At 48.4% G+C, this 25471-nt stretch carries 23 protein-coding genes and 1 tRNA gene; 8 read left to right on the forward strand and 16 right to left on the reverse strand.

The features are described 5' to 3' along the window. Positions 1 to 2: 2 nt before the first annotated feature. From C3F13_08140 to C3F13_08150, 3 genes are read right to left on the reverse strand one after another with little or no spacing between them, the layout of a single operon-like run. The gene (locus C3F13_08140; GenBank protein ID PWB53867.1) at positions 3 to 986 is read right to left on the reverse strand and encodes a tRNA (adenosine(37)-N6)-dimethylallyltransferase MiaA; all 984 of its coding nucleotides are present in this window, start codon (positions 984 to 986) and stop codon (positions 3 to 5) included. After that, positions 973 to 1341, reverse strand: coding sequence for a YraN family protein (locus C3F13_08145; protein PWB53868.1), 369 nt, complete (start codon positions 1339 to 1341; stop codon positions 973 to 975). Before C3F13_08145 ends, C3F13_08140 begins: the two co-directional genes overlap by 14 nt. Further along, positions 1338 to 2537 (reverse strand): hypothetical protein, encoded by a 1200-nt coding sequence (locus C3F13_08150; GenBank protein PWB53869.1) that lies wholly within the window; start codon positions 2535 to 2537, stop codon positions 1338 to 1340. The genes C3F13_08145 and C3F13_08150 overlap by 4 nt, the downstream gene beginning before the upstream one ends. A 96-nt stretch (positions 2538 to 2633) precedes the next feature. On the opposite strand from C3F13_08150, the gene C3F13_08155 reads away from it, so the two are divergent. The 3 genes from C3F13_08155 (at position 2634) to C3F13_08165 (ending at position 4603) form a co-directional block, all read left to right on the forward strand. Beyond that, complete coding sequence (locus C3F13_08155) at positions 2634 to 3455, forward strand: hypothetical protein (protein PWB53870.1); 822 nt, start codon at positions 2634 to 2636, stop codon at positions 3453 to 3455. After that, positions 3452 to 3877 (forward strand): hypothetical protein, encoded by a 426-nt coding sequence (locus C3F13_08160; protein ID PWB53871.1) that lies wholly within the window; start codon positions 3452 to 3454, stop codon positions 3875 to 3877. Before C3F13_08155 ends, C3F13_08160 begins: the two co-directional genes overlap by 4 nt. A 63-nt stretch (positions 3878 to 3940) precedes the next feature. Beyond that, positions 3941 to 4603, forward strand: a complete 663-nt coding sequence (locus tag C3F13_08165; protein ID PWB53872.1) for a hypothetical protein — start codon at positions 3941 to 3943, stop codon at positions 4601 to 4603. A 1-nt stretch (position 4604) separates the two neighbouring features. Here C3F13_08165 and C3F13_08170 read toward each other — a convergent pair whose 3' ends face one another. After that, positions 4605 to 5501, reverse strand: coding sequence for a hypothetical protein (locus C3F13_08170; protein PWB53873.1), 897 nt, complete (start codon positions 5499 to 5501; stop codon positions 4605 to 4607). Between the two features lie 521 nt (positions 5502 to 6022). Here C3F13_08170 and C3F13_08175 point away from each other — a divergent pair. Beyond that, the gene (locus tag C3F13_08175) at positions 6023 to 8719 is read left to right on the forward strand and encodes a valine--tRNA ligase (GenBank protein PWB53874.1); all 2697 of its coding nucleotides are present in this window, start codon (positions 6023 to 6025) and stop codon (positions 8717 to 8719) included. A gap of 45 nt (positions 8720 to 8764) precedes the next feature. Here C3F13_08175 and C3F13_08180 read toward each other — a convergent pair whose 3' ends face one another. Then, positions 8765 to 9997, reverse strand: coding sequence for a hypothetical protein (locus tag C3F13_08180; GenBank protein ID PWB53875.1), 1233 nt, complete (start codon positions 9995 to 9997; stop codon positions 8765 to 8767). A gap of 289 nt (positions 9998 to 10286) precedes the next feature. On the opposite strand from C3F13_08180, the gene C3F13_08185 reads away from it, so the two are divergent. Continuing rightward, a complete protein-coding gene (locus tag C3F13_08185; protein PWB53876.1) occupies positions 10287 to 11141 on the forward strand; it encodes a short-chain dehydrogenase in 855 nt (284 codons plus the stop codon). Positions 11142 to 11144: 3 nt separating this feature from the next. Then, positions 11145 to 12323, forward strand: a complete 1179-nt coding sequence (locus tag C3F13_08190; protein PWB53877.1) for an 8-amino-7-oxononanoate synthase — start codon at positions 11145 to 11147, stop codon at positions 12321 to 12323. On the opposite strand, the gene C3F13_08195 is transcribed toward C3F13_08190, so the two are convergent. From C3F13_08195 to C3F13_08205, 3 genes are all read right to left on the reverse strand, one after another. Further along, on the reverse strand, positions 12279 to 13301 hold the full coding sequence (locus tag C3F13_08195; GenBank protein ID PWB53878.1) for a hypothetical protein: 1023 nt from the start codon (positions 13299 to 13301) through the stop codon (positions 12279 to 12281). The genes C3F13_08190 and C3F13_08195 overlap by 45 nt on opposite strands. Positions 13302 to 13310: 9 nt before the next feature. Next, positions 13311 to 13892, reverse strand: a complete 582-nt coding sequence (locus C3F13_08200; GenBank protein ID PWB53879.1) for a hypothetical protein — start codon at positions 13890 to 13892, stop codon at positions 13311 to 13313. A gap of 104 nt (positions 13893 to 13996) precedes the next feature. Beyond that, the gene (locus C3F13_08205; GenBank protein ID PWB53880.1) at positions 13997 to 15277 is read right to left on the reverse strand and encodes a hypothetical protein; all 1281 of its coding nucleotides are present in this window, start codon (positions 15275 to 15277) and stop codon (positions 13997 to 13999) included. 164 nt (positions 15278 to 15441) lie between these two features. Between C3F13_08205 and C3F13_08210 the strand changes: the two genes are divergently transcribed. Continuing rightward, complete coding sequence (locus C3F13_08210; GenBank protein PWB53881.1) at positions 15442 to 17514, forward strand: elongation factor G; 2073 nt, start codon at positions 15442 to 15444, stop codon at positions 17512 to 17514. 62 nt (positions 17515 to 17576) lie between these two features. On the opposite strand, the gene C3F13_08215 is transcribed toward C3F13_08210, so the two are convergent. From C3F13_08215 to C3F13_08230, 4 genes are all read right to left on the reverse strand, one after another. After that, complete coding sequence (locus tag C3F13_08215) at positions 17577 to 18569, reverse strand: hypothetical protein (GenBank protein PWB53882.1); 993 nt, start codon at positions 18567 to 18569, stop codon at positions 17577 to 17579. Between the two features lie 70 nt (positions 18570 to 18639). Beyond that, positions 18640 to 19764 (reverse strand): hypothetical protein, encoded by a 1125-nt coding sequence (locus C3F13_08220; GenBank protein ID PWB53883.1) that lies wholly within the window; start codon positions 19762 to 19764, stop codon positions 18640 to 18642. Positions 19765 to 19772: 8 nt separating this feature from the next. Beyond that, entirely contained in the window at positions 19773 to 20522 is a 750-nt protein-coding gene (locus C3F13_08225; GenBank protein ID PWB53884.1) for a carboxylesterase, read from the reverse strand. A gap of 39 nt (positions 20523 to 20561) precedes the next feature. Beyond that, on the reverse strand, positions 20562 to 21701 hold the full coding sequence (locus C3F13_08230) for an aminopeptidase P family protein (protein PWB53885.1): 1140 nt from the start codon (positions 21699 to 21701) through the stop codon (positions 20562 to 20564). 127 nt (positions 21702 to 21828) lie between these two features. On the opposite strand from C3F13_08230, the gene C3F13_08235 reads away from it, so the two are divergent. Continuing rightward, positions 21829 to 21904, forward strand: a tRNA-Ala gene (locus C3F13_08235). 52 nt (positions 21905 to 21956) lie between these two features. On the opposite strand, the gene C3F13_08240 is transcribed toward C3F13_08235, so the two are convergent. The 4 genes from C3F13_08240 to C3F13_08255 all read right to left on the reverse strand — a co-directional run bounded on the left by C3F13_08240 (position 21957) and on the right by C3F13_08255 (position 25245). Beyond that, a complete protein-coding gene (locus C3F13_08240; protein PWB53886.1) occupies positions 21957 to 23207 on the reverse strand; it encodes a hypothetical protein in 1251 nt (416 codons plus the stop codon). 171 nt (positions 23208 to 23378) lie between these two features. After that, the gene (locus C3F13_08245) at positions 23379 to 23540 is read right to left on the reverse strand and encodes a hypothetical protein (protein PWB53950.1); all 162 of its coding nucleotides are present in this window, start codon (positions 23538 to 23540) and stop codon (positions 23379 to 23381) included. A gap of 205 nt (positions 23541 to 23745) precedes the next feature. Then, positions 23746 to 24030, reverse strand: coding sequence for a hypothetical protein (locus tag C3F13_08250; protein PWB53887.1), 285 nt, complete (start codon positions 24028 to 24030; stop codon positions 23746 to 23748). 99 nt (positions 24031 to 24129) lie between these two features. Beyond that, positions 24130 to 25245, reverse strand: a complete 1116-nt coding sequence (locus C3F13_08255) for a hypothetical protein (GenBank protein PWB53888.1) — start codon at positions 25243 to 25245, stop codon at positions 24130 to 24132. Positions 25246 to 25471 lie beyond the last annotated feature (226 nt).

Below are 25471 nucleotides of genomic sequence, written 5' to 3' on the forward strand. Positions count from 1 at the left end.
TGCTAGCTGGTATTATTTCGGCTCAGCCACTCTGTAATCTGCCTGGATATCGCCTCGATTGGATCCGCTCCCGATTGAAACCAGTGGATTTCCGGGTCGTTTTCCTTGAACCAATTCGCCTGGCGCCTTACGAATTCTCTCGTACGGCGCTTCATCAGGATTACCGCTTCATCCAGCGATATTTCTCCTTGCAGGTACGCAACAATCTCCCCATAACCGATAGCCGTCATGGTCGGCAAGTCGGGTGAATATCCCTGGTTAAGCAATGTTCTGACTTCATCAATCAGACCCGCCTCCATCATTTTTTGGATGCGATCGTCAATTCGCTGGTAAAGCTCAACCCTCGGATAGGTTAACCCGATAAGTAATGTCTGGTAGAGCTTGTACCCGGTTTCTTTTTGATCCGAAAACCTTTTGCCGGTGGAAAAAATCACTTCCAAAGCCCGAATCGTGCGCCTGATATTGGTGGGATCAATGGAGTGAGCTGCCACTGGGTCCAGGATCTCGAGCTTGGTGTGGATGGCCTGTGCACCGATGGTATCTGCCCAGCGTGAAAGTACGTTTCGCAGCAGGGGATCAGGTTCGACGGCAGGCATTCTCCATCCTTCAACGACTGCCCGGATGAATTGTCCCGTGCCACCTACCAGGAAAGGCAGATGCCCTCGCGCATGGATCTGGCGAATTGCTTGACTTGCCTCGTATTGAAATAGCCCCAGGCTCCAGGATTGGTCAGGCTCAGCGACATCGATCAGATGGTGAGGAACGAGTGCTCGCTCAGTTAGTGTAGGTTTGGCTGTCCCGATATCCATACCCTTGTAGAAAAGGCGTGAATCGGCAGAGACAATTTCCCCTTTATGCATCCTGGCAAGTTTAATGGATATTTCTGTCTTACCCGAGGCAGTGGGTCCAAGAATGACTACAAGGGGAACCGTTGCCTGTTTGGGTTCTTCTATTGAGATATCTTGGCTCGCTTCAGGAGACGACATTCTCGAAATGTTCGATCAAAGGTGGTAAATTGCCGGTCTGTAGCTGGATGGCAATTGCATCGATGCGCCACTCATTTGTAATTCCCGGATGCTCTGCCATATAGTACTCGGCACTATTACGCATGTGTTCTAATTTACGCGGCGTGATTGATACTTCAGGGGGGCCAAATGATTTGCTTGCTCTGGTTTTTACTTCAATAAAGGTGATCACCCCAGCCTGGCTGGCAACCAGGTCGATTTCGCCGTATGATGAGTGCCAGTTGGTCTCAAGGATTGTGTAACCTTTATTTTTTAAATACTCGGCAGCGATTGATTCCCCGTGTTTACCTAAAGTACGCAGTCGGGTTGATTTCATCGAAACCTGTCAAAAAAGCGAGTAAACCTGTAGCGCGGGCTCTTTTTTCGCTTCTTTGTTGATTCGATTAGTCGACAATAATGCTGGAGTGTGGCGTTGGTTGTGGTCTGAATATCGTACTTTTCGGAGGATTTTATTGCATTTTCCCCCATGGTTCGGCGCATCTCATGGCTGGTCGAGAGCATCACAAGCTTTGCAGTAAATTCAGCCAGGTCATCTGAGGTTACCAATCCATTTATCCCATTTTCAATGATATCTCCACTTCCCGGTGCATCGATTCCCAAAACAGGCAGGCCGGCAGCCATTCCTTCTACTGTTGACAACCCGAACGTTTCTGCACTGGAGGGGGTGACGAATATGTCTGCTGATGCCAGGTAGCGCGGGATGTCGCGATAGTCAACCAGCCCGGTGAAATGCACCTTATTTTCCAGGCTCATATGCCTCACCTGTGCAGCCAGATTCTCATGGTCGGGTCCCTCCCCCACAAGAAGCAAGCGGACGTTCTTGTAAGTCATCGCCACACCATAAAAAGCGCGCAGAAGCAAGGTGAGATTCTTCTCCGGTGATAAACGGCCCACATAGATCGAGATGACATCCTCCTTTGAAAAACCGAATTGCGCCCGATCAACCGGCAGGATTTTCTGCCGATAAGCTGTCAGGTCTACGCCGTTTGGGATAATATCAACGGGTGTAACCAGGCCAAAATGATCCTCAAGCACGTGTTTTATGCTCAAGGTCGGGACGATCACCAGGTCACAGGCATTGTAGAAGGGTGATAAATATGCTTTTAATGCTGCGTCTCCGATGGAATCTGGCAGGATCGGTAGATACGCCTGGGCCATCAGGTCGTAACGGGTATGGTTGGTGAATATGATCGGGATGTTGCGAGGCACGCAATAGCGCATGGCCAGAGAACCGCTGACGAATGGATGGTGGATATGGCAGATGTCCATGGAGTAAAGCAACTGGCGGGCAGCTTTACTGTAATGCAAGTTGAGATAGAATCCCGTGTCCACCACGGCAAGGCCACTGGTGCGAATGATGTTTTTTTCATCATCCACCATTTCGTCGTCTCCAAATGTGAAGATGTAGACTTCATGGCCTTCCTTCTCCAACCAGCGCTTACTCAACTCAATAGAGTTGGTCACACCACTGATATGTGGCTTGTATAGATCAGCCATCATCCCGATTCGCATGCTATCCTCACACAGGCAATGCTAAGCTATTGGTAGAAATACGTCAAGGCAATCAGGCTTCTTGGTAATTTACCGTTGGGGGAGTAAAATCATGCTATGGAATCTCATCGAGACGCTCAGAATCTGCCTAATATTGATCACCTGAGCGTGTTAGCTGCAATGATCGTAATGGCATATATTCTTGCCCGTTTCATCAACTTGCCTGCCTGGCAAATATCTCAGCAATTGCCGGGTTTATATATCGGCTTCACCATTAATGTTAATCTGATTACCGCTGTGCTGGTTGCCCTAATGACTGCTGCTGGGGCAAACTGGCTAATGAGTAGCCACCCGGCGAATGAAGGCAGGCAAAGCCTGGTTCACTCCATCCTCCCTGCGTTGACGGCTCTGGCGATCGGGATTCCTCTGGGTGGTGTACCGGTCGGTGTGGGTTGGTGGATAGGGTTGATCAGCGGGGCGGTGATTTTAGTCTTGGTTCTGATCGCTGAGTATATTGCTGTTGATCTCCAGGATGTACGCTTGCCCTGGGCCAGTGCTGCATTATCAGCTACCTCGTTTGCCTTATTCCTCCTGTTCGCAGGTGCTTTGCGAGGTGCTGAAGTTCGTCTGCTATTCAATGTGCCTGCCCTGGTGTTTGCTGCCTGGTTAGTGAGCCTACGGGTCACCAATCTTAGGTTGCATGGCATTTGGACTATCTATGAATCAGCGATTATCGCCTTCCTTATCGGGCAAGTTGCGGCAGCTTTCAATTATTGGCCCCTGACGCCGGTGGCTTTTGGGTTGGTATTACTGGGTCCTTCCAATGCACTGATCAGCCTTTTTTGTAATCTTATAGAAGAAAAACCTTTCCGAAATGTGATTATCGAGCCAGTAATTAGCCTGGTTGTTGCCTGGAGCGCGGCATTGGTCCTGCGATGAACCCGTCTTTTTCCGGGATTATCCTATCCCCCAGCCATTGGGCTCAGCTGTTGGAAGATGTGAAATCTAGGCTATCTGAGGAAGCCTGTGGTTTTGTGCTCGGCGAGCATAACCAGGCCAGGATGATTATCCCTGTAGAAAACGTGCTACATGACCCATACCGCTTCCGTATGGACCCACAGGAGGAATTAGAAGCTTTCCTGTTGGCAGAAAAACAGCAATGGGATGTCCTCGCCGTCTATCATTCGCATCCGCAGGGAATCAGTCAGCCATCGGCGACCGATACTGCCGAACTAACTTTTCCTGGTATCGTCTATTTGATCTTGTATCAATTCAGCAATCATTGGCAGTGTCGTGCCTTCTTGATGGAATCTGGTGCAAGCGTAAGCGAGGTCCCATTCATTATTTCTAGCAATGCGTAACTTTGGAAACTTGCCTGGGTTGATTAAACTACGAGAGAGAGTCAGGAGAAATTCATAATCTAAATGGTGCTTTATATTTTTCTTGCTTTACTTTTAGCGTATATCATTGGCTCGATTCCCAGTGGTTTGATCATCGTAAAGCTCTCAACAGGTAAGGATATTCGCTCAGTCGAGAGCGGTCGTACAGGTGGGACGAATGCCATGCGTGCTGCGGGGATCTGGGCAGGACTGGCGACCGCCATCCTGGACGTTCTCAAAGGTGTGAGTGCAGTCTTTGTAAGTCACCTTCTTGTCCCAGGGGTTCACGTCTGGCTGGAGGTACTGGCTCCCTTTCTGGCAATCATTGGCCATAATTATTCAGTTTTCCTGATTGAACGAAAGGAAACAGGATGGCTTCGCTTCCGCGGCGGGGCAGGGGGAGCTACTTGCCTGGGTGGATCGATTGGATTATGGTTCCCCAGCGTACTTATCATCCTGCCGGTTTGCGGTTTGATCTATTATTTCGGGGGATATGCCTCAGTAACCACCTTAAGTGTGGCGCTGCTATCAACTTTGATATTCGCTTATCGAGCCTGGATGGGTTTTGGTCCGTGGCAGTATGCTGTCTACGGACTGCTGTCTTTCTGCGCCTTGGCTTTGGCATTAAGGCCAAATATTCAGCGGCTGATCAATGGAACTGAGCGGGTTGTTGGGTTGCGTGCGAAAAAACGCCGACCTTCACTATAGCTTATTCTGAAGTTTCTTCCTCTTCATCAAAATACTCTTCATCACCCTCAAGTGGGTTGGCTTTGGGAAGCGCACCATACATCTGGTAGTATAAAGCGCGCAGGTTACGACGATGCAACTCCTCCGCCAGGCCACCGATCAACACTCGGCTCTTACCACAGTCTTCCACACCGATCTCCGATAGGATTTCTTGGGGATACTTGCGGCGGGCTGCTTTTCTTACTGCCTTACGCAGCGCAGATAGATAAGCCAGGTTTTCCTTGACTACCCCGTCGATCTCGCCTCTCAACACAATATCACCGTGGCCTGGAACAACGTTTTCCAGGCCCATTTTGCTGATTTTTTTCAGGGAAGCGATCGTGTCATCGATATTACCATCCACGATATAGGGCAGCGCCATGAAAGCATCGCCGGCGAATAACACTCGGTCTTCTTCGACTAACACGCCGATATTATCCGCACACGGGCCGGGGAGTGGGAACATGGATAACGTCTTCTTACCTACTCGGAGAATCAGGTAGCTTTCATCGAAGGTCAATTGGGGCAGGACGATCTTTACCCTGCGGAAAGAGGGATTTTGCTTGCGCGCTTCCAGCAAAGATTGTTGTCCTTTGCCTGCCAGTTCTTTACGACTGAGTGCATGGGCGACAATGGTGGCCCCTGGGAAGAAACAATTTCCCCAGGCATGATCAGCATGATAATGTGTGTCGATCACGTATCGCACAGGTAGATTAAGATCCTGCTCGATAAAATCCCTGATCTGAAGGGTCTCTTCCGGGATGGCCAGGGTGTCAATCACCACTGCCCAGTTCGGGCCGATCACTGCACCAGCAGTTACCTGGGCATACACATCGCTTTGAAAATAATATACATTATCAGCTACGCGCTCACGTTGCATGGTAACCGATCCTGATCCATAAATATATTATTTCTCCACCTTCTTATGATGAAAGATGAGAGATGGAGTGACACTGCCACTCCTTTAATAACGTCCTGTAGGATAGCACAAATGAAACCCAAAAGTCAAGTCCATTTGTCATGAATTCGCAAGGAAGTGCCCGGATATATGATTGACCACCCATTAGAAAATGGGTATAATCACGGAAATTAATATCCAGTAGCATTACCAGGAGGAGTAGGCGATTGATGCGCTGTCAGAGAATGTGAGGCCATTGGCTGAAAGCCTCACTCAGCAATTTCCACCGAATGTCGCCTGGTAGAACTGTCGAAGAACGTGCCTTCCTGGCTTTAGTAGACCGACACGGGTAAGCCCGTTACAGCGTAACCTGATGTTTGTCAGGGCGAGTGCACCAGGATAGCTGGTGAAGTGAGGTGGTACCGCGAAAGTTGAGCCTTTCGTCCTCATATGGACGGAAGGATTTTTATTTAAGTAAATGAGCAGTAAAGGAGGTTTTTATCATGATCGATCTACCGAAAGCATACGATTTTAACTCCACCGAAGACAGAATTTACCGGATGTGGGAGGAGAATGGTTACTTCCCGCCGGTGAATGATCCCAATAAACCCGGCTTCGATCCGACTCGAAAGCCCTACGTGATCTCTATTCCCCCACCCAATATCACGGGCGAGCTTCACCTCGGTTCCGCATTATTCGTCTCTCTGGAAGATTTGATGATCCGTTATCATCGCATGAAGGGCATTCCATCCTTGTGGGTTCCAGGTTCCGACCATGCCAGCATTGCCACACACCTACAGATCGAAAAGGCATTACGCCGCGAGGGGATCACTCGCGAGCAGATCGGCCGCGAAGAATTCCTTAAACGAGCCTGGGAATGGAAGAACAAGTATGGTGGCATCATTACCAGCCAGATTCGCCGGCTGGGTGCTTCGTGTGACTGGAGTCGTGAGCGCTTTACCATGGATGAAGGTCTCTCGCGCGCGGTACGTGAAGCTTTCGTGCGTTTATACGAAAAAGGTTTGATTTATCGTGGTCCGAGGCTGATCAATTGGTCCCCAGGTCTGAAGACGGCCGTGTCTGACCTGGAAGTGGAATATTCAGAAGAGATGGGTAAGCTGTATTACTTTAAATACATGCTGGCGGGCTCAAAAGACGAATTTATCCCGGTGGCTACCACACGGCCAGAAACCATCCTGGGGGATACGGCTGTGGCGGTTCATCCCGAAGATGAGCGTTACCGAAAATACGTTGGCCGAAAAGTGATTGTTCCCATCCTGGGGCGAACGATACCCGTGATCGCGGATGAGTATGTTGATCGTGAATTTGGAACCGGCGCATTAAAAATCACCCCAGGTCATGATCCAAATGACTACCAGATAGGTCTGAAGCATGGCTTGGAGATCATTTCTGTCCTGGATCCAGATGCGCGAGTAAATGAGAACGGTGGACCGTACCGAGGCCAGGATCGTTTTGATTGCCGTAAGCATCTGTGGGAAGACATGCAGACTGCAGGCCTGGTGATTAAAGAGCAGGATTATTTGATGAATATCCCCCGTTCGCAGCGTGGGGGGGAGATCATTGAGCCGATGATCTCAATGCAGTGGTTCCTACGCATGGAATCACTGGCAGAACCAGCCCTGGAAGTGGTCAGGTCGGGTCGCATTCGCATCGTACCCGATCACTTCACCAAGGTTTATTACAACTGGCTGGAAAATATCCAGGATTGGTGTATATCACGCCAGCTGTGGTGGGGCCACCGCATTCCAGTCTGGTACTGTAAAGCTTGCGGTGATGTGACCGTCTCACGGACTGATCCAACCACGTGTGCCCATTGTGGGAGTAAAAACATCGAGCAGGACTCGGACGTCTTGGATACCTGGTTCTCATCCGCCCTGTGGCCTTTCTCCACCCTGGGTTGGCCAGATGAGACTCCAGATTACTGCTATTTCTACCCGACGACAATGATGGAAACAGGCTACGACATCTTATTTTTCTGGGTAGCTAGGATGATCATGTTTGGCCTTGAATTTACCGGCAATATCCCGTTCAGCCAGATCTATTTGCATGGGATCATCCGGGATGCTCAAGGAAAAAAGATGAGTAAATCTTATGATAATGTCATTGATCCATTGATCGTCATGGATGAATATGGCACGGATGCGCTCAGGTTTTCCATGCTGGTGGGCTCCACACCCGGTAAGGACATGAATGCCAGCATCAAGCAGGTTGAACCCAATCGTAATTTCATCAACAAGGTGTGGAATGCCAGCCGCTTCATCATCACCAGCCTGGAAAAGGTGACCGTCAAGCCATCGACAGAACTGGAGTGGACTCTGGCAGATTCCTGGATCTGGTCACGCACCCAGGAGCTCATCCGCAATGTAGAGCGCTTGTTCCAGACCTACCAATACGGTGAAGCCGGACGGCAGATCTATGACTTTTTCTGGAGTGAGTTCGCCGACTGGTACATCGAGGTGGCCAAGTTGCAGATGCTGGAAGGCGGAGCGCGTGCTTATTCCACTGCTGCAACCCTCGTGCGAGTGTTGGATCTGTCTTTACGCTTGCTTCACCCATTTACTCCGTTTGTAACCGAGGAGATCTGGGACACGTTGCGAGAGGCCTTACAAGGCAGCCCACTTTCGGATATCTCTTCCAGCTGGGACGAACACCTGATTATCGCTGCCTGGCCTGATGCGCGCCTGACCGAAGGTTGGGAAGACCAGGTTACTACCGATTTCAGCCTGGTTCAGGAGGTAATTCGTTCAATCAGAAATATTCGAGCTGAAAAGAACGTCAAGCCGAGTAAACGTATCCCAGCATTGTTGGCTGCGGGTGATAAGACTGAGCTGTTCCTGAAGCAGAAAAATGTCATCTGCTCCCTTGCCCTGGTAGACCCAGGCAAGTTTGAGGTTTCAGCCAGTCTGCCACCGAAGGGAGAAGATCAAATTGGGCTCGCCATCGGACCCGTGGAGATCCTCTTACCACTCGAAGGTCTGGTGGACAAGGCCGAGGAACGTGAACGCATCACCAAGGCGCTAGCTGAAGCTGAATCCCAAGGCAACCGCCTGGAAAAATTGCTTGCCGGCTCGTTTGCTGAGCGTGCCCCGGCAGAAATTGTCCTGAAAGAAAGGGAGAAACTGCTCACTTTTAAAGAAACGGTTGAGTTGTTACAAAAACAGCTGGATGCCTTAGGTTGATTACCGGATGAGTAGAAGGGCTGCTTGTCTCGATAGGCAGCCCTCTTATTTTAACGCGGTTGATTTTTTTCGCTTCAATCGCTCCAGGCGGTGTTCAAATTCAGATTGCCATTGAAGCTTCTCGTTGGTCGGAAGCTCAATGACTTCTAGTAGATCTAAAGCCTCCTGGGTCCAACGGAGAGCTAGATCTAAGTCTTCAGCATGGTGTTCGTAATATTTGGCCAACTCTTCAAAGGCAAACATCTGTTTTCGTTTGGCTGCTTGTTCCCACAACAGTATGGCGGCCTTGTAATTATTTGTCCGCTTATGTAATAGTGCCAGGCGGAGTAGGGTGTCGTCAAAAATTCTCTCCGGCAGCCCTTGAGCAAGGCAGGTCTCAAACAAACTCAAAGCCTTATCCGTGTGTCCAAGTTCTTCCAGCAACCTTGCCACAGCAGCCAGGTCTGCAAATTCTCCGCCTACCCGGACCAGCGGATCTTCCAACAAGGCGGAGGTATGATTCAGGAGCGCAGCGAGGGAAACTACATCCATAGCATTATGGTAAAACACGCGCTGCAGGGGTCGGGCATCTCCATCCCGCAAATAGTCGAAGTAGATCTGGGGGATCATCCAACCTGGGATCTCCTCATCTGTCCTGTTGGCATGCAGGATTTGGACTTCCAGGTTCGCCAAAGTCCGGCTGGGTAACCGGTCTCGCCATAAACGGCGGGCCAAATGTAGAAGATCAACATGGGAGAGATCCATGAAGGGTGATTTCCACCCCTGCAATGTATATCTCGTGTTTAGCAGGGGTACATCGAAAGATTTTCCATTAAAACTTACGATGGTTTGGCTGGGTGCCAGGAACTGCTCCAATGCCAGTAACAAGGCTGGCTCATCCAGGGGGTCAGGCATGAAATACTGGGCCAGGTGAAAGCCTTCAGGGTCCAGCCGGCCAACTCCAATGAGGAAAGCAAAGGTTCCGGTTCCACCCGCCAGCCCTGAAGTCTCAGTGTCCAGGAAAACCAGACTCTCCGGTTCCTGGTCAGCGATTCCTATTTCACCCGCCCATTCAGCGATCGTCAGTGGCCTGGTATTAATCCGCAATCCGATCTGACCCTGGAGATAGCTGATTGGGAAGTCTTGCTCAATCACGTACGCCCGGCCATTGCCAGCCTCGATGAAACGTCCAGGTACGATTTCTTCGACTGGATGCTTCCTTCTGGGTTGGGGAGCAGGAAGATCCTGGGTGCCTACCTTTACTCCCAGGGCTCGTAAACGGTCAGAGAGGGTTGGCATGGAAGTTTGTACTATTCATCAAATTATTCATTACCATTGTTAGAACCAGGACTCGGGCGATTCTAATCATTAATGATACTGCATCTCAAACATATGATTCAGATTGACGAAGTCAAGGGTATTTCCAATATCGACGAATACCTCATATTGCGGTTAATAATTAATAACGTTATATTTTATACCCAATCGCAGGTATAATCTTTTTCTCTAAACAACCACGGATGAATTTAATAACAACGCGATAATCTGCTGGGGATAACCTTTTGGAATTCTTTGGGTTAATGAGTATATGAAAATCAAAGCGCAGTTAGGGAAGGGAAAAGTTGCCCTGGTTACGGGTGGGTCGAGCGGGATTGGTAAGGCTGTTGCCTGTGCGTTGGCAATGAGGGGCATGCACGTATGCCTGTTAGCCCAGCGCCAGGAATTGTTGGATTCTGCGCTTACCGAAGTAGAAAAGTATCGTGAGAACAAAGAACAGCTAATTGCAACGATATCTGCAGATGTTTCGGATTGGGATAGTGTTCAAAAGGCGATGCAGATTATCATGAAGCAATCGGGTACACCAGATATTCTGATCAATGCTGCTGGGGTTGCTCACCCAGGTTATGTGCAGGATTTGGATCTCTCCATTTTCAATTGGATGATGCAGGTAAATTACTTTGGAACGGTCTATGCTACCAAAGCCCTCTTGCCAGGCATGGTGAGTCGGGGTAGTGGTTATATTGTGAACATCTCCTCAGTTGCCGGGTTTATCGGCACGTTTGGCTACACCGCCTATGGTGCTTCGAAGTTTGCTGTGCGCGGTTTTTCTGATGCGCTAAGGCAAGAGCTGAAGCTATACGGGATTGGCGTCTCGGTCGTATTCCCAGGTGATACACAAACAGCTCAGCTCGAGTATGAAAATAAGGTCAAGCCACCTGAAACTAAGGCACTGGCTGGTAATACCAAGGTTATGTCAGCTGACGACGTCGCTAGAATTATTATTACGGGTATTGAGCATGGACAGTATAAAATTTTGCCGGGTGCTGAGACAAAATTACTCTATCTGCTCAATAACATCGTTGGGGGTACGTTGGCATCTGTAATGGATCAAATAGTTGCCAAGGCTAACCGCAAGAAAAATCCGAACTTGAAAGAGGCATGAAACATGGATATTTTCGATAAGTGCTCTGAATTTACATATGCAAAAGAGTTCATTGCGTCGGGGTATTACCCTTATTTTATTCCCATGGAAGGTAACGAAGGCAGCGAAGCAATTTGTAAGGGCAGGCGCCTGATCATGATTGGATCGAACAATTATCTGGGCTTAACTACGCATCCGAAAGTCAGGCAAGCTGCGATTGATGCCATTAAACAGTATGGCACGAGCTGTACCGGCTCTCGTTTTTTGAATGGTACCCTGGAGCTGCATGAGCAGCTTGAGCACGAGCTGGCTGCTTGGGTAGGCAAGCAAGCAGCACTGGTTTTCTCGACAGGTATGCAGGTTAACCTGGGCACGATCAGCTCCCTGGTTGGCCGGAATGACGTGGTGGTGCTCGATCGGGATGATCACGCCAGCATCGTTGATGGAGCACGTTTGGGCTGGGGTAAGGTAAAGCGCTTCCAGCACAATAATATCGACGATCTGGAGCGTGTTTTGGCAGGATTGGATGAGAGCGTAGGGAGATTGGTGGTTGTGGATGGGCTATTCAGTATGGAGGGCGATATTGCCCCTCTGCCCGAGATTTCCAGGATATGCAAGCGGTATGGAGCACGGTTGATGGTCGATGATGCCCACGCGCTGGGTGTGCTGGGTGGTGGCCGGGGAACCGAAGCTCATTTTGGGCTAACTGGCGCAGTCGACTTGATCATGGGGACCTTTAGTAAATCCCTGGCGTCCCTCGGTGGATATATCGCTGGTGACGAGGATATTATCCATTATATTAAGCATCATGCCCGCTCGCTTATCTTTAGTGCCAGCATCCCGCCGGCCAATGCTGCCACCGCGCTGGCAGCTTTACAGGTCATGCGTGAAGAGCCTGAACGGGTGAAGCGAGTTAATGATATCGGTGAGTTTATGCGCAAAAACTATCAGGAGCTGGGTTTCAATACGGGTAATTCGGTCTCGCCGATCATTCCCATATTTATCGGTGATGACAAGCGGGCTGCGATAGTCTGGAAAGCCATGTTTGAGGCAGGTGTTTACACGAATATGGTTGTATCACCCGCAGTACCCGAAGGAAAGCAGCTGCTGCGGACAAGCTACATGGCCACTCATACCGATGAACAACTGCATCGGGTTTTAGACATCTTCTCCGAGGTCGGCAAACAGGTGGGCATCATCTAAAACTTTAGAAATACCCAGAATATCCAGAATAGCGGGGGCGATATCTGTTAAATCCAGGCTTTGCTTGGAACCGCGTGATTGGAATAACTTTCTGATAAAAGCCTGGCGCAATTCGGTTGCCCCGATGAGCAACAGGGGTACATTGTTACGTGTGTGGCGGCGGGTGCTCAAATCCTCCATATTTCCATGGTCAGAGGTAAGCAGGATCAGACCATTTTCATGATCCCATGCCTCAACCAGGCTCCCCAGAACCCTGTCAAAAAGCTCGAGCAAGTGAACTGCATCATCCATCTCCTGGTGGTGACCGGCGATATCGGTTAGCCAATATTCGAAGACTGTAAGATCATGACCGCTTGCCAGGCAGCACAATCTTTCACCAGCTTGCTCAAGGTTGAGCACAGGGGTATCGATGTAACCGAGATGGCTTCTCCAGCCCTCGGCGGTGAAATCAGCCGAGATAGCCTTATCATTTCGTAAATCTATCTCGGTTTTCAACGGGATACCAGCCTGGATCATGGATAAGGCGATTACTCCGGGAATGCGGTAGCCTGCATCAATGGATTGAAAATAGCGTGGTGGAAAGGCATTGACCAAACTGGCTGTTTTGCCTCCCATGATTAATTGGGTTAATAAGTTTCTCTTTTCCAGCAGGTTAATTATGGCAGGGGTTGGTTTGGGGCCGTCGTGATAGCCAATAAGGGCTGGAACATTCATTCCGGTCATCAGGGCTGCCTGTCCCGTAGCAGACTGTGGCAAGCCTTCCACCCCAAGGCAGGCATCCAGAGCGAATAATGAGGCCCATTCGGTATTAATAAATTGGGGGTTATGAGCGCTCATAACCAGCTGGTCCTGGGTCATCATATTGTGCCCCCCTAAGAGCTGGTCCAGTATGGGCAGTGTCGCCCTGGCAAATGGATTGATGTGTGGATTTGCTTCCCCCACTCCAATCCCATCCAGGAACAGGAATAAAACCTTCACTGGATGATTCTACCTGCCCTTCCCATCTGATTTTTTCTGGAGCGCGAACCAAGCTGAGGGGCGTATGCCTCTTTCTGTGCTGTCTTTCCGCTCTACCAGCTGTAGGGTTTGTGTAATGAAATTTATATCCATTTCAGTGGCTCCGGGTCCAGCATTATCCGGGATCGCCTTCATGAACATATATAAAAGGAAGGTACCCCTATCCGCCAGGAGCTGGTCAATTTTTAGAATATAAGCCTGGCGCGTAGAGGCTGGCAGGCTATGAAAGCAACCCATATCGAGAATCAAGTCAAACTTGCCTGTGATATTCCCCAGGCGGGTCACATCATCTACACGAAATTCAGCCTGAGCGCCATATTGCTCAGCGTTCTTCCTGGCAATATTAATGGCTCGCTTGACGAAATCCACGCCGATCACCTCCCACCCTTGTTTTGCCAGGGTGATCACGTTCGTTCCCGTTCCACATCCCAGGTCTAATGCCCTACCTGGAGCGTGGGAGGCGATAAAATCAAGCAGCTCAGGTGGAGATATCCCAGTATCCCATACCGGTTTTTGGAGATAAGCAAGGTTAAAGAATACTTTTCGCATCATGTGGACTATTTTACTCCAATTTATTCCCTATCAAGATGCTAATCTGTTGGTTAATTTGGGGCAAAGCTTGTTAGTAAAACCTGAAAAGTGAACTCATTCAAACTTCAAAAGTGAACTCTAAGATTGGCAAGTGGCAGGTTGAGGGAGTGGACAAGTTTCCTGTTCCACCAGATACGAACTTCACGCACTTGTTTTGCAAGATTGGGAACCATGTGCAGTTCCACATCTTCCCGTAATGGAACATGTGGAACCTCGATTTCCTGATTGAAGAGTGATATGCGACGATAACCGTTCAAAGTACGCATGTCCCGTAAACAGAATATATCTTTGGACGAGGTGTAAGGTTTTGGTAGGGCAAAAGGGCGGAAAAGGCTGGTACCTGCTTTTCTGGCCTTCTCAAAACGTATATTGGGAATTTCACCGTTCGTAGAATGGACCTGGTGATTGTTGTATCGATCGACCTCATTGCGCAAGACGCTACGCACTTCATCCAGGGTGGTAAGCTTTTCCAGTGCACATGTGCGAACAATACGATCCTGTAACCATCTATAGGGTCGTTCGACCTTGCCTTTGGCCTGTGGCGAGAGGGCATAGGTGACATCTACGCTCATCAGACGCATGACCTGGCGCCATTGGGGATCGATATTATCGGTAAGGAGAACATGTTTTCGCCAGACCGAGTCGCGCTCTTGTACAAAGCGAAAGACGCGCAAATTGTCCACATAGTAGCTCAAAGGAAGACCAAAAGCCTGTAGGACAGCCTGAGCTGCCTGAATATGAGCCCAGGATGTCTCTTGAGTGAAGAAATCAGCAAAAAGCAGCATACGGCTGTAATCATCCAAGGAGGTGATCAGGGTCCATTTCTGTTCAGCAAAAGGTGACCAGCGATGCGTAGAAGCGTCATGTTGTATCAGGGCTCCGATGGTGGTGGTGATCACTTCTCGGTCATGAACTTTGTGCTTGCGATGAGGCAGGTAACAGTCCATCTCTTTAGCTCGTTTGGTGATCGTCGTAGCAGAGACGGTGATCCCTTTCGTCTTCAGCCGATCTTGTACGGCCAGGTAGTTGTAATTGGAAATCGGAAGTTCGGGATTTTCTATCAAGGCCTTTTCCCGTAATAATTCTTCAGCAATTGCCGCTTCTATGTCTGGTGATAAACGGGCAGGCGTTGTTCGGCGGTAAGCGATCGAGAAAGCTTCTGGGTTCTGGCGATACTCTTTAAGCATTGCAAAGAACCTGGTTTTACTAATATGCAGGATCTCTTCTAATTCAGAGCGAGTGATTGTGCCTTGGGTATAGCTTTTCAATAATATTTTTACCTGCTCAACGGTGAAACGCTTGTGAATTTGATCCATGATGACCTCTTTTTGGTTCAAATCTATCATGGAGGAGGTGTTCACTTTTCAACTGATAACGGTTCACTTTTCAGGCTTGAACAGTTCACTTTTCAAGTTTGAATAACAATTTGGGGCAAAGCTTTGACAACTTGCCTTGTTTCCTGTAAAATCAAGGTTTGTCTGAATTTAGCTGATAAAAGGAAGGTTTCATAATGAAAGAATATACGACTGAGTCCATTCGGAACATTGCGCTCGTCTCACACAGCAGTGCTGGGAAGACGATGCTGGCTGAAGCATTTTTACACTTCACTGGCGCAACTACCCGTTTGGGTAAGATTGAAGATGGAACAACAGCCTCAGATTTCGAAGAGGAGGAGATCCGCCGCGGAATATCATTATCTACCTCGGTGATCCCGGTCGAGTATAAGGGTAGCAAGATCAACCTGTTGGATACTCCCGGTTACACCGATTTCGTTGGCGAGGTCATCTCAGCTTTACGTATTGCAGATGCTGCTGCCGTCTTGGTGGACTCTGTCGCAGGTGCAGAAGTTGGAACAGAAATCGCCCTCTCCTACTGCGATACCTTCAAATTGCCGCGCATGGTTGTAATCAACAAAATGAACCGCGACAATGCCAATTTTCGAAAAGCTTTCGAATCGGTGCAAGAGATTTCCGATAAACGCCTGATCCCGGTTGAGCTTCCCTGGGGTGAGAAGGCAGATTTTAAGGGTGTTTTAGACCTTTTTACCATGAAAGCCTATGCGGGGGCAGGGGAGAGTTCCCAGGAAATCCCTGCAGAATATAAAGATGAAGTCGAGAACGCCCGTATGCAATTGATCGAAGCTGCCGCCGAAGGTGAAGATTCCCTGCTTGAAAAATATCTTGAAGGTTCAGAATTGACCGCTGAGGAAATCCTGCGCGGATTTAAAAAGGCAGTTTTGGCAGGCGAATGGGTGCCGGTATTCGTTGCGGCTGGCTCAGCCGAGATTGGCCTGGCGTCTATGCTGGATGCCATGGTTAACCTGATGCCTTCACCTAAAGACGCTTCGCTGGCGGTTGCTCAGGGTAAGGACGGTGACGAAACCCTAAAGCCCGCAGATAATGAGCCCCTGGGAGCCTATATATGGAAGACAACTGCTGATCCTTTTGTTGGACGGATCACCTATTTTAGAATTTACTCAGGGACGGTCAGCTCCGATTCGCGGGTGTGGAACCAGACCAAGGGTGTTGAAGAACGCTTTGGCACAGTTCACCTGTTGCGAGGCAAGGAGCAGCTCCCCATGAAGCTCATCCATGCTGGTGATATCGCCTCTGTTCCTAAACTAAATTCCACGGCTACCGGGAATACCTTCTGTGATAAGGGTCATCCCCTGACATTGGCTATGCCGACCTATCCACACGCATTATTTAGTGTGGCGGTCTTCCCCAAAACTCAGGCCGATTCAGCCAAGATCAGCCCAACCCTTACTCGCCTGTGTGAAGAGGATATGACACTCAGCTGGCGCCAGGAACCAAGCACCAATCAAACCATCCTGCAGGGAATGGGTGACCAACATATCGATGTTGCCATCCGCAAGGCTGAGGGTAAATTCCAGACCAGCCTGGTTACTGAAATACCGAAAGTACCATACCAGGAGACCATCACAAAACAGGCTGCTTCTCAGTACCGTCATAAGAAACAGACGGGTGGTGCGGGCCAGTTCGCTGAAGTCTTCATGCGCGTTGAGCCTTTCCAGGAAGAAGAATTTTCATTCACCAATGATGTCTTTGGTGGTGCAATTTCCAATAGCTTCATGCCCGCTATCGAGAAAGGTGTTCGCAGTGTGATGAAGGAAGGCGTGATCGCTGGTTACCCCGTCTTGAATGTCCATGTTTCTGTATATGACGGCAAGGAGCACCCTGTAGACTCGAAACCCATCGCCTTTGAAACTGCTGGGCGTGAAGCCTTCAAGCTGGCCTTCAAGGATGCTGGTCCGGTGCTGCGTGAACCGATCATGAATGTGCGTATCGTCGTCCCAGAAGCCAATATGGGTGATATCCTCGGCGACCTTAATACCCGCCGGGCACGTGTCCAGGGCATGGACACTGAAAAAGGTCACTCCGTGGTGACAGCTCAGGTTCCGTTGGCTGAAATGCAACGCTATACCACCGATTTACGCTCGATGACCGGCGGACGGGGTATCTTCACCATGGAATTTGACCATTATGAGAATGTACCTGCTCATATTGCAACTGAGGTTGTCAATGCCCGTATCAAGGACATGCAGGACAAGAAAGAAGAGTAGTACTTAATATAAAGTAAAAAGGCCGGTATGATCATCATGCCGGCCTTTTTTGTTGCCAAGGGTTATTTTGCACGGGATGCTAGACGTAATTTAATAAAAAGCCAGGGAGCAAAGCCGGCTATCCAAAACCCGATCAGTGCATAACGGACATAACGGAGAGCATAGGCAAGAAATGTTTCGGATTCAGGGAAGAGGGACCCCAGGCCCAGGTACAGGATCAGCACGCCGAGAACGCCAAAGATATAGCGTAGCACTAATTTGTGCCAGCGATCCCGGGTGGTGAATCCACCCAAGTGCAATATCCAGATATAACCAGCAGCAAGGCCGAAGAAAGCCCCAGGGCTTGATAAAACATTGTGATATGACAGAGGGGTAACGGCAGGTTCTTCAGGGAACGCCAGGTGGGCACTGTTTACCCAATCAACAGGTACGCTCCAGCTAGTTAGGGTGAGCTGGGCGATGACTACCAGGAAAATTAAACCAAGGGAGAACAGGAAGATCAGGAGAAGTTGCACAGCGAGCGAGTAGCTTCTAATCCACTTTACTACTGGTTTCTCTAAACGTAACAGGAGCCACAGCATGATTGCCCCAACAATCCATCCCAATAGCACATCATGAGGAAAGTGGACTGCCAGGTAGATGCGCGAGAGGCCAATCATGAACATGATGATTATGGCGATAATCCAGGCAGTGCGAGTTTTTATGTGATTTGCCAGCGTGCCCCAAACCACCACTGCATTCTGGGCGTGCCCGGATGGTGCGCCAAAGGAGTTCTCCGCACCTCCCAGGGCTTTTATCTGGGTTGAGTACCAGTATGGCCTGGGCATATGCAAGGCAATTTTTAAGGCAGCATTCACCATCCCGTTGATCATCAAGAACAAACCCAAGCGTAAACCCAGGGCAGCATCGATGCACCAAATGATAGCTGGAGCAACGAGTAGGTAGAATTGCTCTGATCCCAGAAAAGTAAAAAATTTCATCACAGGGCTAAGCCAAAGCCCAAGGTTCTGGAACCACATAATAATTAGCAAACCGTAGGTATAGATCGTCTCCATATTGCCTCCCCGACTAGATAATCTGGTTGTATTTGCTTTGATATAGACTAATTATATACATGAATACAAATTAGGTCTCAGGCTGTGGGCGTGGGATAAATAAAGTACTGACTAGCATCGAAATGAGGATCAGGCAAAATCCGACGATATACATTAGGGTGGGTTGGATCTGGTATAAGTATCCCGCAACGGGTGAGGCGAGGATGACCGTAGATGAGCCGATAGTTTCGGTAATGCCATACGCCAGCCCCATCCTGGCCTGGTGGACTAAATTCTTAGTGAGGGCAGTGGCCAGTGAGCGCGCCATGCGGAAACCGCCGACCAGGAAATATCCCACGCAATACCAGGCAAAACTGGTGCCTTTCCACATGATGATGGTGAAAAGAGCTACGAAAAGTTGTCCCAATAAATAACCAATAAACGGATTGAAGTTACCCAGCACCAGGTTTAATATCACAATTCCCGCGCTGGTAATTGAACCCAATAAGCCAATGGATTCCAGTGAGAAACCTTGCTGATTTTGCAAGTAGTTCGCTGAGAGGGGTTGGGCAAGGTACATAGAAAATCCCGCCAACAAGATCACACCCAGGAAAGTGACGAACTTTCTATCGATAAATTTCACATTCCCCTGGTCATCCGCGTTGACGACTTCCACAGGCTGGGATTTAATAAATAGTAAGATGATCAAGGAAAAGATAAAAATACCCCCTGCGATGAAATAGATGGTCCTCAAACCGAACCTTTCACCCACCTGGCCCCCTAGCCATGGACCTAGCAGCGCTCCACCGTTATAAAAAGCGGAGACTACGGTGAGCGCCCGGGCGACACTTAGTTTATCGCGGGCGGCGGTGATATAACTGCTCAACGGTGATGAAACAAAGGCTGTCAGGTTGTACATGAGCAGACCAATCACGAAGAATGGCAGGGATGGGGAGAGGGCCATCATCCAGGTAGCCAACATGGCCATGATCCATGACGCCAGCAGGAGTGGTTTCCTTCCAATCCGGTCTGCCAAGTGTCCGGCTGGGATATGGGCGATGGTCATGGCGATCCCAGCCGCGCCTAATATAATCCCGATGGTCAATGGATCTGCACCGAGCTGTTGCAGGTATAGCGGCTGGAAAATAAAAAACATACCCTCTCCGACTCCCCAGGTCATCAATGAGAGGCTGAGCAGGATCAGATCACGGCTCATATATTAGTTTACTTACCATTCACTCGTTTTATGAATTCATCAGCTTTTGCAAAGACAAGGAAGCGGTCAGGCTCGCGTGTAATCACGTGACCGCTATTTTCCACCCAAAAGACCTGTTTATCGCTGCTACCCAGGGCAGCCAAAATCTTCTCGGCGCTGGCAGGGACTGCGCTTGTATCTTGCCGGGATTGGATGATGAGAGCGGGTGCTTTAATGCTGGGGAGGGAATTCCGCATCTCGGCCAACAGGTCGCGCAACTGGATGATACCTTTGACTGGGAAATAAGGGTATTCCACATGGTCTTTAGCCGCTTCAGGGTTGCGCCAGTCAGGGGGACCTTTTTCTACCTTGGGCATTATCGGGGCAAGTATTTTTGCGAATGGTAACCGCGGATCATCGGGTAGCTCGTAGGGCGTCGACATGGCAATTACTCCCGACACCGGGTGTTGTGAAGAAAACAAGAGGGAAAGAATACCGCCCATGGATAAACCGATGAGAAAAACCTCATCAACGCAACCTTTAAGGAGATGATAACCATCTTCCACAGATGCCAGCCAATCCTGCCACTGCAAATGCATCATGTCTTCGATGCGGGTGGCGTGACCAGCTAATCGGACCCCCAGGATAGTATAGCCTTGGTCACGCAAGTATTCTCCCATCCAGCGCATTTCTTTTGGAGCACCAGTAAACCCATGGACCAACAAGCAACCTGTCCGGTTGCCTGGAAAAAAGAAGGGTTCTGCAGTTGGGATGATCATATAAACTTGCTCCTTACTGATCAGTTTTCGATTGATGAATTAGAATAGCTGCGTAAATTCCCTGGGGAAATCGGTCAGCGATTCTGCCCCTGTTTGGGTGATGACTACATCATCCTCAATGCGCACCCCATTTCTTCCGGGCAGGTAGATGCCAGGTTCAATGGTGAAGGTCATGCCTGGCGTGAGCAACAAACGATTGCCATCACGGATGTAGGGGTCTTCGTGACTTTCCATCCCTAATCCATGCCCGGTTCGGTGGGTAAAGTACTTTCCGTAACCAGATGCATCGATGACCCGACGGGCAGCATGGTCGACGGCTTCAGCGGGTATACCAGGTCGCACCGCGCTTCTGCCTGCCTCATTTGCATGCAAGACAATCTGGTGAATTTTTTCGTACTCGGGATCTACATTACCAATAGCGAAAGTCCGCGTAATATCAGAGATATAACCGGAGTGGCTTGCACCCCAATCGATGACAAGCAGGTCACCAGCCGTGAGTTTGCGTTCTGTAGGAGTAGCATGTGGGTTGGCGGCGTTAGACCCAGCAGAAACAATAGGCGCGAACGGCATTTCCGGATCACTGCCTGCCTTGAAAAGTTGCAGGGTTAGCTCCGCAGCCACTTCACGCTCGGTCATGCCGATTTTCACCTGATGTAAAGTAGCCTTTAGCGCTTGCTGTGCGATTTGAACCGCATTATGCATGGCGAATAATTCGTCTTCATCCTTATACATGCGCAACGTCGAGACACTCTCGCCTGCCGGGATAAATTCTCCTTTTGGAGCAGCTTCAACGAGCAATCGGTATTCAAGCAGTCGCATTTGCCTGGGTTCCACCCCGTTACGCTGGTTACCCAAGTTGGCAGCCTGGATCACCTCCTGGAAACTATTTCCCCAGGTTTCAGGATCTTCTCCATAGGGAAAACCCTGGATTTCATAGGGTAGGTCCTTCAACTTTTGAAGCTCCAATTCTGGTAAAACGATGAGCGGGGTAGCATTTGGGAAAAAGAACACCAGAACCGGGCGCTCGGACAGATGAAAATGCAATCCGGTGAGGTACAAAAGGCTGGGTCCGGGGTTGAGGATCAGGCTATCTAACTGGGTATCAGTTAGCACCGCGCCTAATTTTGCCTGCCGTTTTTTAAATACAGAAGGGAATGATGGAATATCTCCGGGGTTCATATGATCTCCTATAATGACCTTCCGGAATTATAGCGTGATTGAGCAGGCTGTGATAGCCTGCAGACCTATGGACTTAGGATTGTCTTGACAGTGCAAACCCCCTAAGATACAATCTTGCTGCTTGAATGGGCCTGTAGCGCAGTTGGGAGCGCGCTTCAATCGCACTGAAGAGGCCGCGGGTTCGAATCCCGCCAGGTCCACAAAAATTCATGCATTTTCCCCCAATTGCCGACTAATTAGCCGGCAATTCTGCTATTATATGGGGTTTTTGGGTTTATCGTTCATTATTTTTTGCAATTCGGGGGTTAAAGGCTCTTCGTGTGCAACCGTGTGCAACCGGAATCCATTCATCTTTTTGACCCATATGGGATCATCTGGCTTTACCTCGGTCGATGTTACCAGACCATCGATCAGCTCAGCTGCTTCATCCTGCATGTTGGGTAGGAGGTGGCCGTATACATCACTCGTTATAGATGCCCTCGCATGTCCAAGCCGGCGTGAAACGATGATTACAGGTACGCCATTGTTTAGCAACAGCGAAGCTGAGAAATGCCTTAAATCATGAAACCTTACAGGTGGAAGTCCAGCTCGTTTGAGAAGTATCTTGAAAGTCCGTTGAAGATCGCGTTGGTGAATGGGGGTACCGACTCTAGAGGGGAAAATCAGATCGAATTCGTTCCACTTGCTTCCAGCTGCTATCCTTTCAGCTTGCTGTCGATCGAAGTGCTCGCGTAACACTTCAACCGATATATTGCCTAACTTGATCGATCGTTTTCCGAAGGCTGTCTTTGGTGGCGTAAATTGAACACCTTCGCCGTGTGGACGCTCCAGCTGTCGTTCAACCTTCAATGTATGTTTAACCCAATCGACATCCGGCCACTTCAAGGCTAAAACTTCAGACTCCCTTATTCCTGTTGTTACTGTTACGTGAAAAAGGGCTTCCAATCTGTGTCCCTTCGCGGCCACCAGAAGCCGGCTTACCTGATCCTCAGAAAGGATTTTCATTTCCTTGTGAGGTTTTTCAGGTATAACAGCCGATTTGGATGGGTTTCGCATGATCATATCCTGTCTGATCGCCAAGTTCAAAGCGCATTTTAAAACATCATTCATCTTCCGTATTGTATAAATGCCGGTACCTGAGTTCAGCAGCTGATTAATTAATCCTTGGACATGAACAGTGCGAAGATCTTTGAGCTTCATGGTTCCCAGAGCCGGATTGATATATCGCTGGACAAGCAACTGATAGTGAATCCAGGTCGCATACCGCCTTGTAGCTTTTTTATTGGTGAGCCAACCATCCAGATATTCACCAAGGGTAAGCTGTGTACTGGCATAGGTCAGACCATCACTGATTTGGTTGCGGTTTTTCCTGACCCAATCGATACACTCTCGCTGTGTGGAAAATATCTTGCTCTGACGATGTCCTTCAAGCGAAATTTGTCCACGCCATCTACCATTGGGTGTTTTGAAAATGGAGCCTTCGTCGTTTCCTCGCTTTTTAGTCATTTCCTTTCCTCCCGTGGAAAAAGAGTAAAAGGAAATGCAGACCCGTAAACCCTGTCCTGGAATAGGTTGTTAAGGTTCGAGAGTACCTACGCATTTTAACTCTAATAGGAAACCCTGGACAGTGTGTGCGAGGAAGAAAAGCACCATTCATTCAAGTTAAAAAATGACTGGCTAGTAATTATTCGAAGAATCTCTATTACGTGAAATATAATCTTGAAGATCTTGAACCTGAACCCTCCGGCTTTTCCCGATATGAATAGATGGGATAAAACCTCGCTGCATCAAAAAGTAGGCATGGCTGCGGCTGATGTGTAACCGAAAGGCGACCTCCATTACAGTCAACAAAGGTTGATGAAGATTTTCTGACTGACCGAATTTTTGATTGTTTTCCATTTTTAGCACCTCTTTCTTATTACTTCATATGGTCTTATCGATTCTTATCAAAAGGCTCTGATGTGTACGATGCAGATAATTACCTTAGCTAGTCATTCCCTGCTCATTCCCCAGAGAGCTATACCCTAATCTGGAAATTGTTAGGTTAAGAGCAAGATCTAGTGGGCACAATTGGCATGCTTTTCCTCGCCAATATGCATCGTTTGATGATCAATATTATTCTCAAAGAAGGTTCTTCCCTGTCTACTCTCTCTAACCAGTAACTTTCTATATCCGGCGTTATCATTAAATGTCCCAGATTCCTCAAAAAATCAAATTCTTCAAAAAACGAAAAAATTTTGTGCGAACCACCCCGCCCGCTCTGAGCTCCCCGACTCAAAACATTATTGACCCCCTCCCCCCAATATGTGTTGGCTTTTACATCAAGCATATCACCTCCTTAATAAGGTCGTCCGAAAATGAAGTATTTTTCAAATGATTTTTTTATTGCCGAGATTCCCAAGGGATACATTAAATTTCTCATTGATTATCAGGATCCATCCACAAACTCATCAAGGGTAACAGCTACACGTCGCCCTAATATGCCAACCAAAGCATTACCAATTATTTTTTTAGCGTTTGACTCCAACCATTGATAGCTGTAATGATCATCGACAACTAAAATCACTGACTCATCACTAATAATAAAATCTATGCATCGGTCCAATTGCTGCTTAAATGTTTTACTTAGCCGCTGATTACTAGAAAGAGTATCGATCAGCTTTTCCCAAATAGGGTTATTGATTGACTCCAATTCTTCTTCCTCGGACTCAGCATTAACTACCTCGAAGTCTGTTACTGATGACTCTGATTCAGCAATGTTATTTATAACTGGGTGATTAGGCTGATAATAAGCCTCGTGTGAAGGTGGAGGGTCGTCTTCTAGGCAATGGATGAGGAGTGGGGTTGAAAATCTTCCGCGTGCCCGAAGTTTTCTTGCTGTTTCCTCAATCAAAGCAGGTGTGATGTGAGGGATTTTTGATAACTCTTCAGCTTTGTTTTTCCCGATTCGATACTTATACAAAGTTCTCAAGATATCTTTTTGAGAATCATTATTTACTACTACTTCTTTTAGATTTTTAGTATTTAATATTAATTCAGCAGTAGTAGTAACAGATGAAAGCAGATTTTCCGCGCTTGATTGCAGGATTTCTGTGCTCGTGTGAGGAATTTCCGCGCTCCCGTTTGGACCTTCTCCAAGATCGGATCTCCCTGTTGAATCGATATTATTTGACCGCATATTATCTGTATTCGAACGCGGAATTTCCGCGTTCCCTTCTGTTAAATTAGAGTTATTAGCAGGCAGGACAAGTTGAGCACCCCTCCATATGGATCGATATCCGGAATACCGGCCACTACGAGCAACTAAATTTAATTTTGATAATTTTCTTAAGTGGGTTCTAGCTGTTTCTGGTGCAATCCCCAACGCTTGAGAAATATATCCTTCTCCCACAGGTCTTGGGTCAAGATAAAGGATGATCATAAAGACTTGGGCTGCTGTGCCTATGGACGAAATTAGGTTGATCAGCGGATCCCTAGATTGATCATCCTGCCTTGTATGCGATATGCTATAATCGATATGCATGATCCCAACCCGATTGTGCATCGTTGTAACCCGGCTGCCAGGCCGGGTTTTTGTTTAAACTATCGCGAATTATTTAATGGTTGTGTTTGATCTGGTGGTAGAAAATCAACAAATGGAATATTAGCTTTGTGAAATGATTCATAAAGTGAGAATTTGACAGCATCGCTGATGTTACAACCCAAGCGATCAGCTAACTGCTCTATTGCCTTCCTCTCAGAAGGAATTATTCGAACTGTTAAGCTAGTGG

The sequence above is a fragment of the Anaerolineales bacterium genome, assembly GCA_003105035.1.
Classification (GTDB): domain Bacteria; phylum Chloroflexota; class Anaerolineae; order Anaerolineales; family UBA4823; genus FEB-25.

What these genes read in the sequence shown, in the direction of transcription:
- C3F13_08220 (PWB53883.1), bottom strand. Translation starts at nt 19,764, where the DNA reads ATGAGCCGTGATCTGATCCTGCTCAGCCTCTCATTGATGACCTGGGGA.
- C3F13_08200 (PWB53879.1), bottom strand. Translation starts at nt 13,892, where the DNA reads ATGATGCGAAAAGTATTCTTTAACCTTGCTTATCTCCAAAAACCGGTA.
- C3F13_08215 (PWB53882.1), bottom strand. Translation starts at nt 18,569, where the DNA reads ATGGAGACGATCTATACCTACGGTTTGCTAATTATTATGTGGTTCCAG.
- C3F13_08205 (PWB53880.1), bottom strand. Translation starts at nt 15,277, where the DNA reads ATGATAGATTTGAACCAAAAAGAGGTCATCATGGATCAAATTCACAAG.
- C3F13_08155 (PWB53870.1), top strand. Translation starts at nt 2,634, where the DNA reads ATGGAATCTCATCGAGACGCTCAGAATCTGCCTAATATTGATCACCTG.
- C3F13_08230 (PWB53885.1), bottom strand. Translation starts at nt 21,701, where the DNA reads ATGAACCCCGGAGATATTCCATCATTCCCTTCTGTATTTAAAAAACGG.
- C3F13_08255 (PWB53888.1), bottom strand. Translation starts at nt 25,245, where the DNA reads ATGCACAATCGGGTTGGGATCATGCATATCGATTATAGCATATCGCAT.
- C3F13_08190 (PWB53877.1), top strand. Translation starts at nt 11,145, where the DNA reads ATGGATATTTTCGATAAGTGCTCTGAATTTACATATGCAAAAGAGTTC.
- C3F13_08160 (PWB53871.1), top strand. Translation starts at nt 3,452, where the DNA reads ATGAACCCGTCTTTTTCCGGGATTATCCTATCCCCCAGCCATTGGGCT.
- C3F13_08240 (PWB53886.1), bottom strand. Translation starts at nt 23,207, where the DNA reads ATGACTAAAAAGCGAGGAAACGACGAAGGCTCCATTTTCAAAACACCC.
- C3F13_08185 (PWB53876.1), top strand. Translation starts at nt 10,287, where the DNA reads ATGAAAATCAAAGCGCAGTTAGGGAAGGGAAAAGTTGCCCTGGTTACG.
- C3F13_08175 (PWB53874.1), top strand. Translation starts at nt 6,023, where the DNA reads ATGATCGATCTACCGAAAGCATACGATTTTAACTCCACCGAAGACAGA.
- C3F13_08180 (PWB53875.1), bottom strand. Translation starts at nt 9,997, where the DNA reads ATGCCAACCCTCTCTGACCGTTTACGAGCCCTGGGAGTAAAGGTAGGC.
- C3F13_08150 (PWB53869.1), bottom strand. Translation starts at nt 2,537, where the DNA reads ATGCGAATCGGGATGATGGCTGATCTATACAAGCCACATATCAGTGGT.
- C3F13_08170 (PWB53873.1), bottom strand. Translation starts at nt 5,501, where the DNA reads ATGCAACGTGAGCGCGTAGCTGATAATGTATATTATTTTCAAAGCGAT.
- C3F13_08225 (PWB53884.1), bottom strand. Translation starts at nt 20,522, where the DNA reads ATGATCATCCCAACTGCAGAACCCTTCTTTTTTCCAGGCAACCGGACA.
- C3F13_08245 (PWB53950.1), bottom strand. Translation starts at nt 23,540, where the DNA reads ATGGAGGTCGCCTTTCGGTTACACATCAGCCGCAGCCATGCCTACTTT.
- C3F13_08145 (PWB53868.1), bottom strand. Translation starts at nt 1,341, where the DNA reads ATGAAATCAACCCGACTGCGTACTTTAGGTAAACACGGGGAATCAATC.
- C3F13_08140 (PWB53867.1), bottom strand. Translation starts at nt 986, where the DNA reads ATGTCGTCTCCTGAAGCGAGCCAAGATATCTCAATAGAAGAACCCAAA.
- C3F13_08165 (PWB53872.1), top strand. Translation starts at nt 3,941, where the DNA reads ATGGTGCTTTATATTTTTCTTGCTTTACTTTTAGCGTATATCATTGGC.
- C3F13_08250 (PWB53887.1), bottom strand. Translation starts at nt 24,030, where the DNA reads ATGCTTGATGTAAAAGCCAACACATATTGGGGGGAGGGGGTCAATAAT.
- C3F13_08210 (PWB53881.1), top strand. Translation starts at nt 15,442, where the DNA reads ATGAAAGAATATACGACTGAGTCCATTCGGAACATTGCGCTCGTCTCA.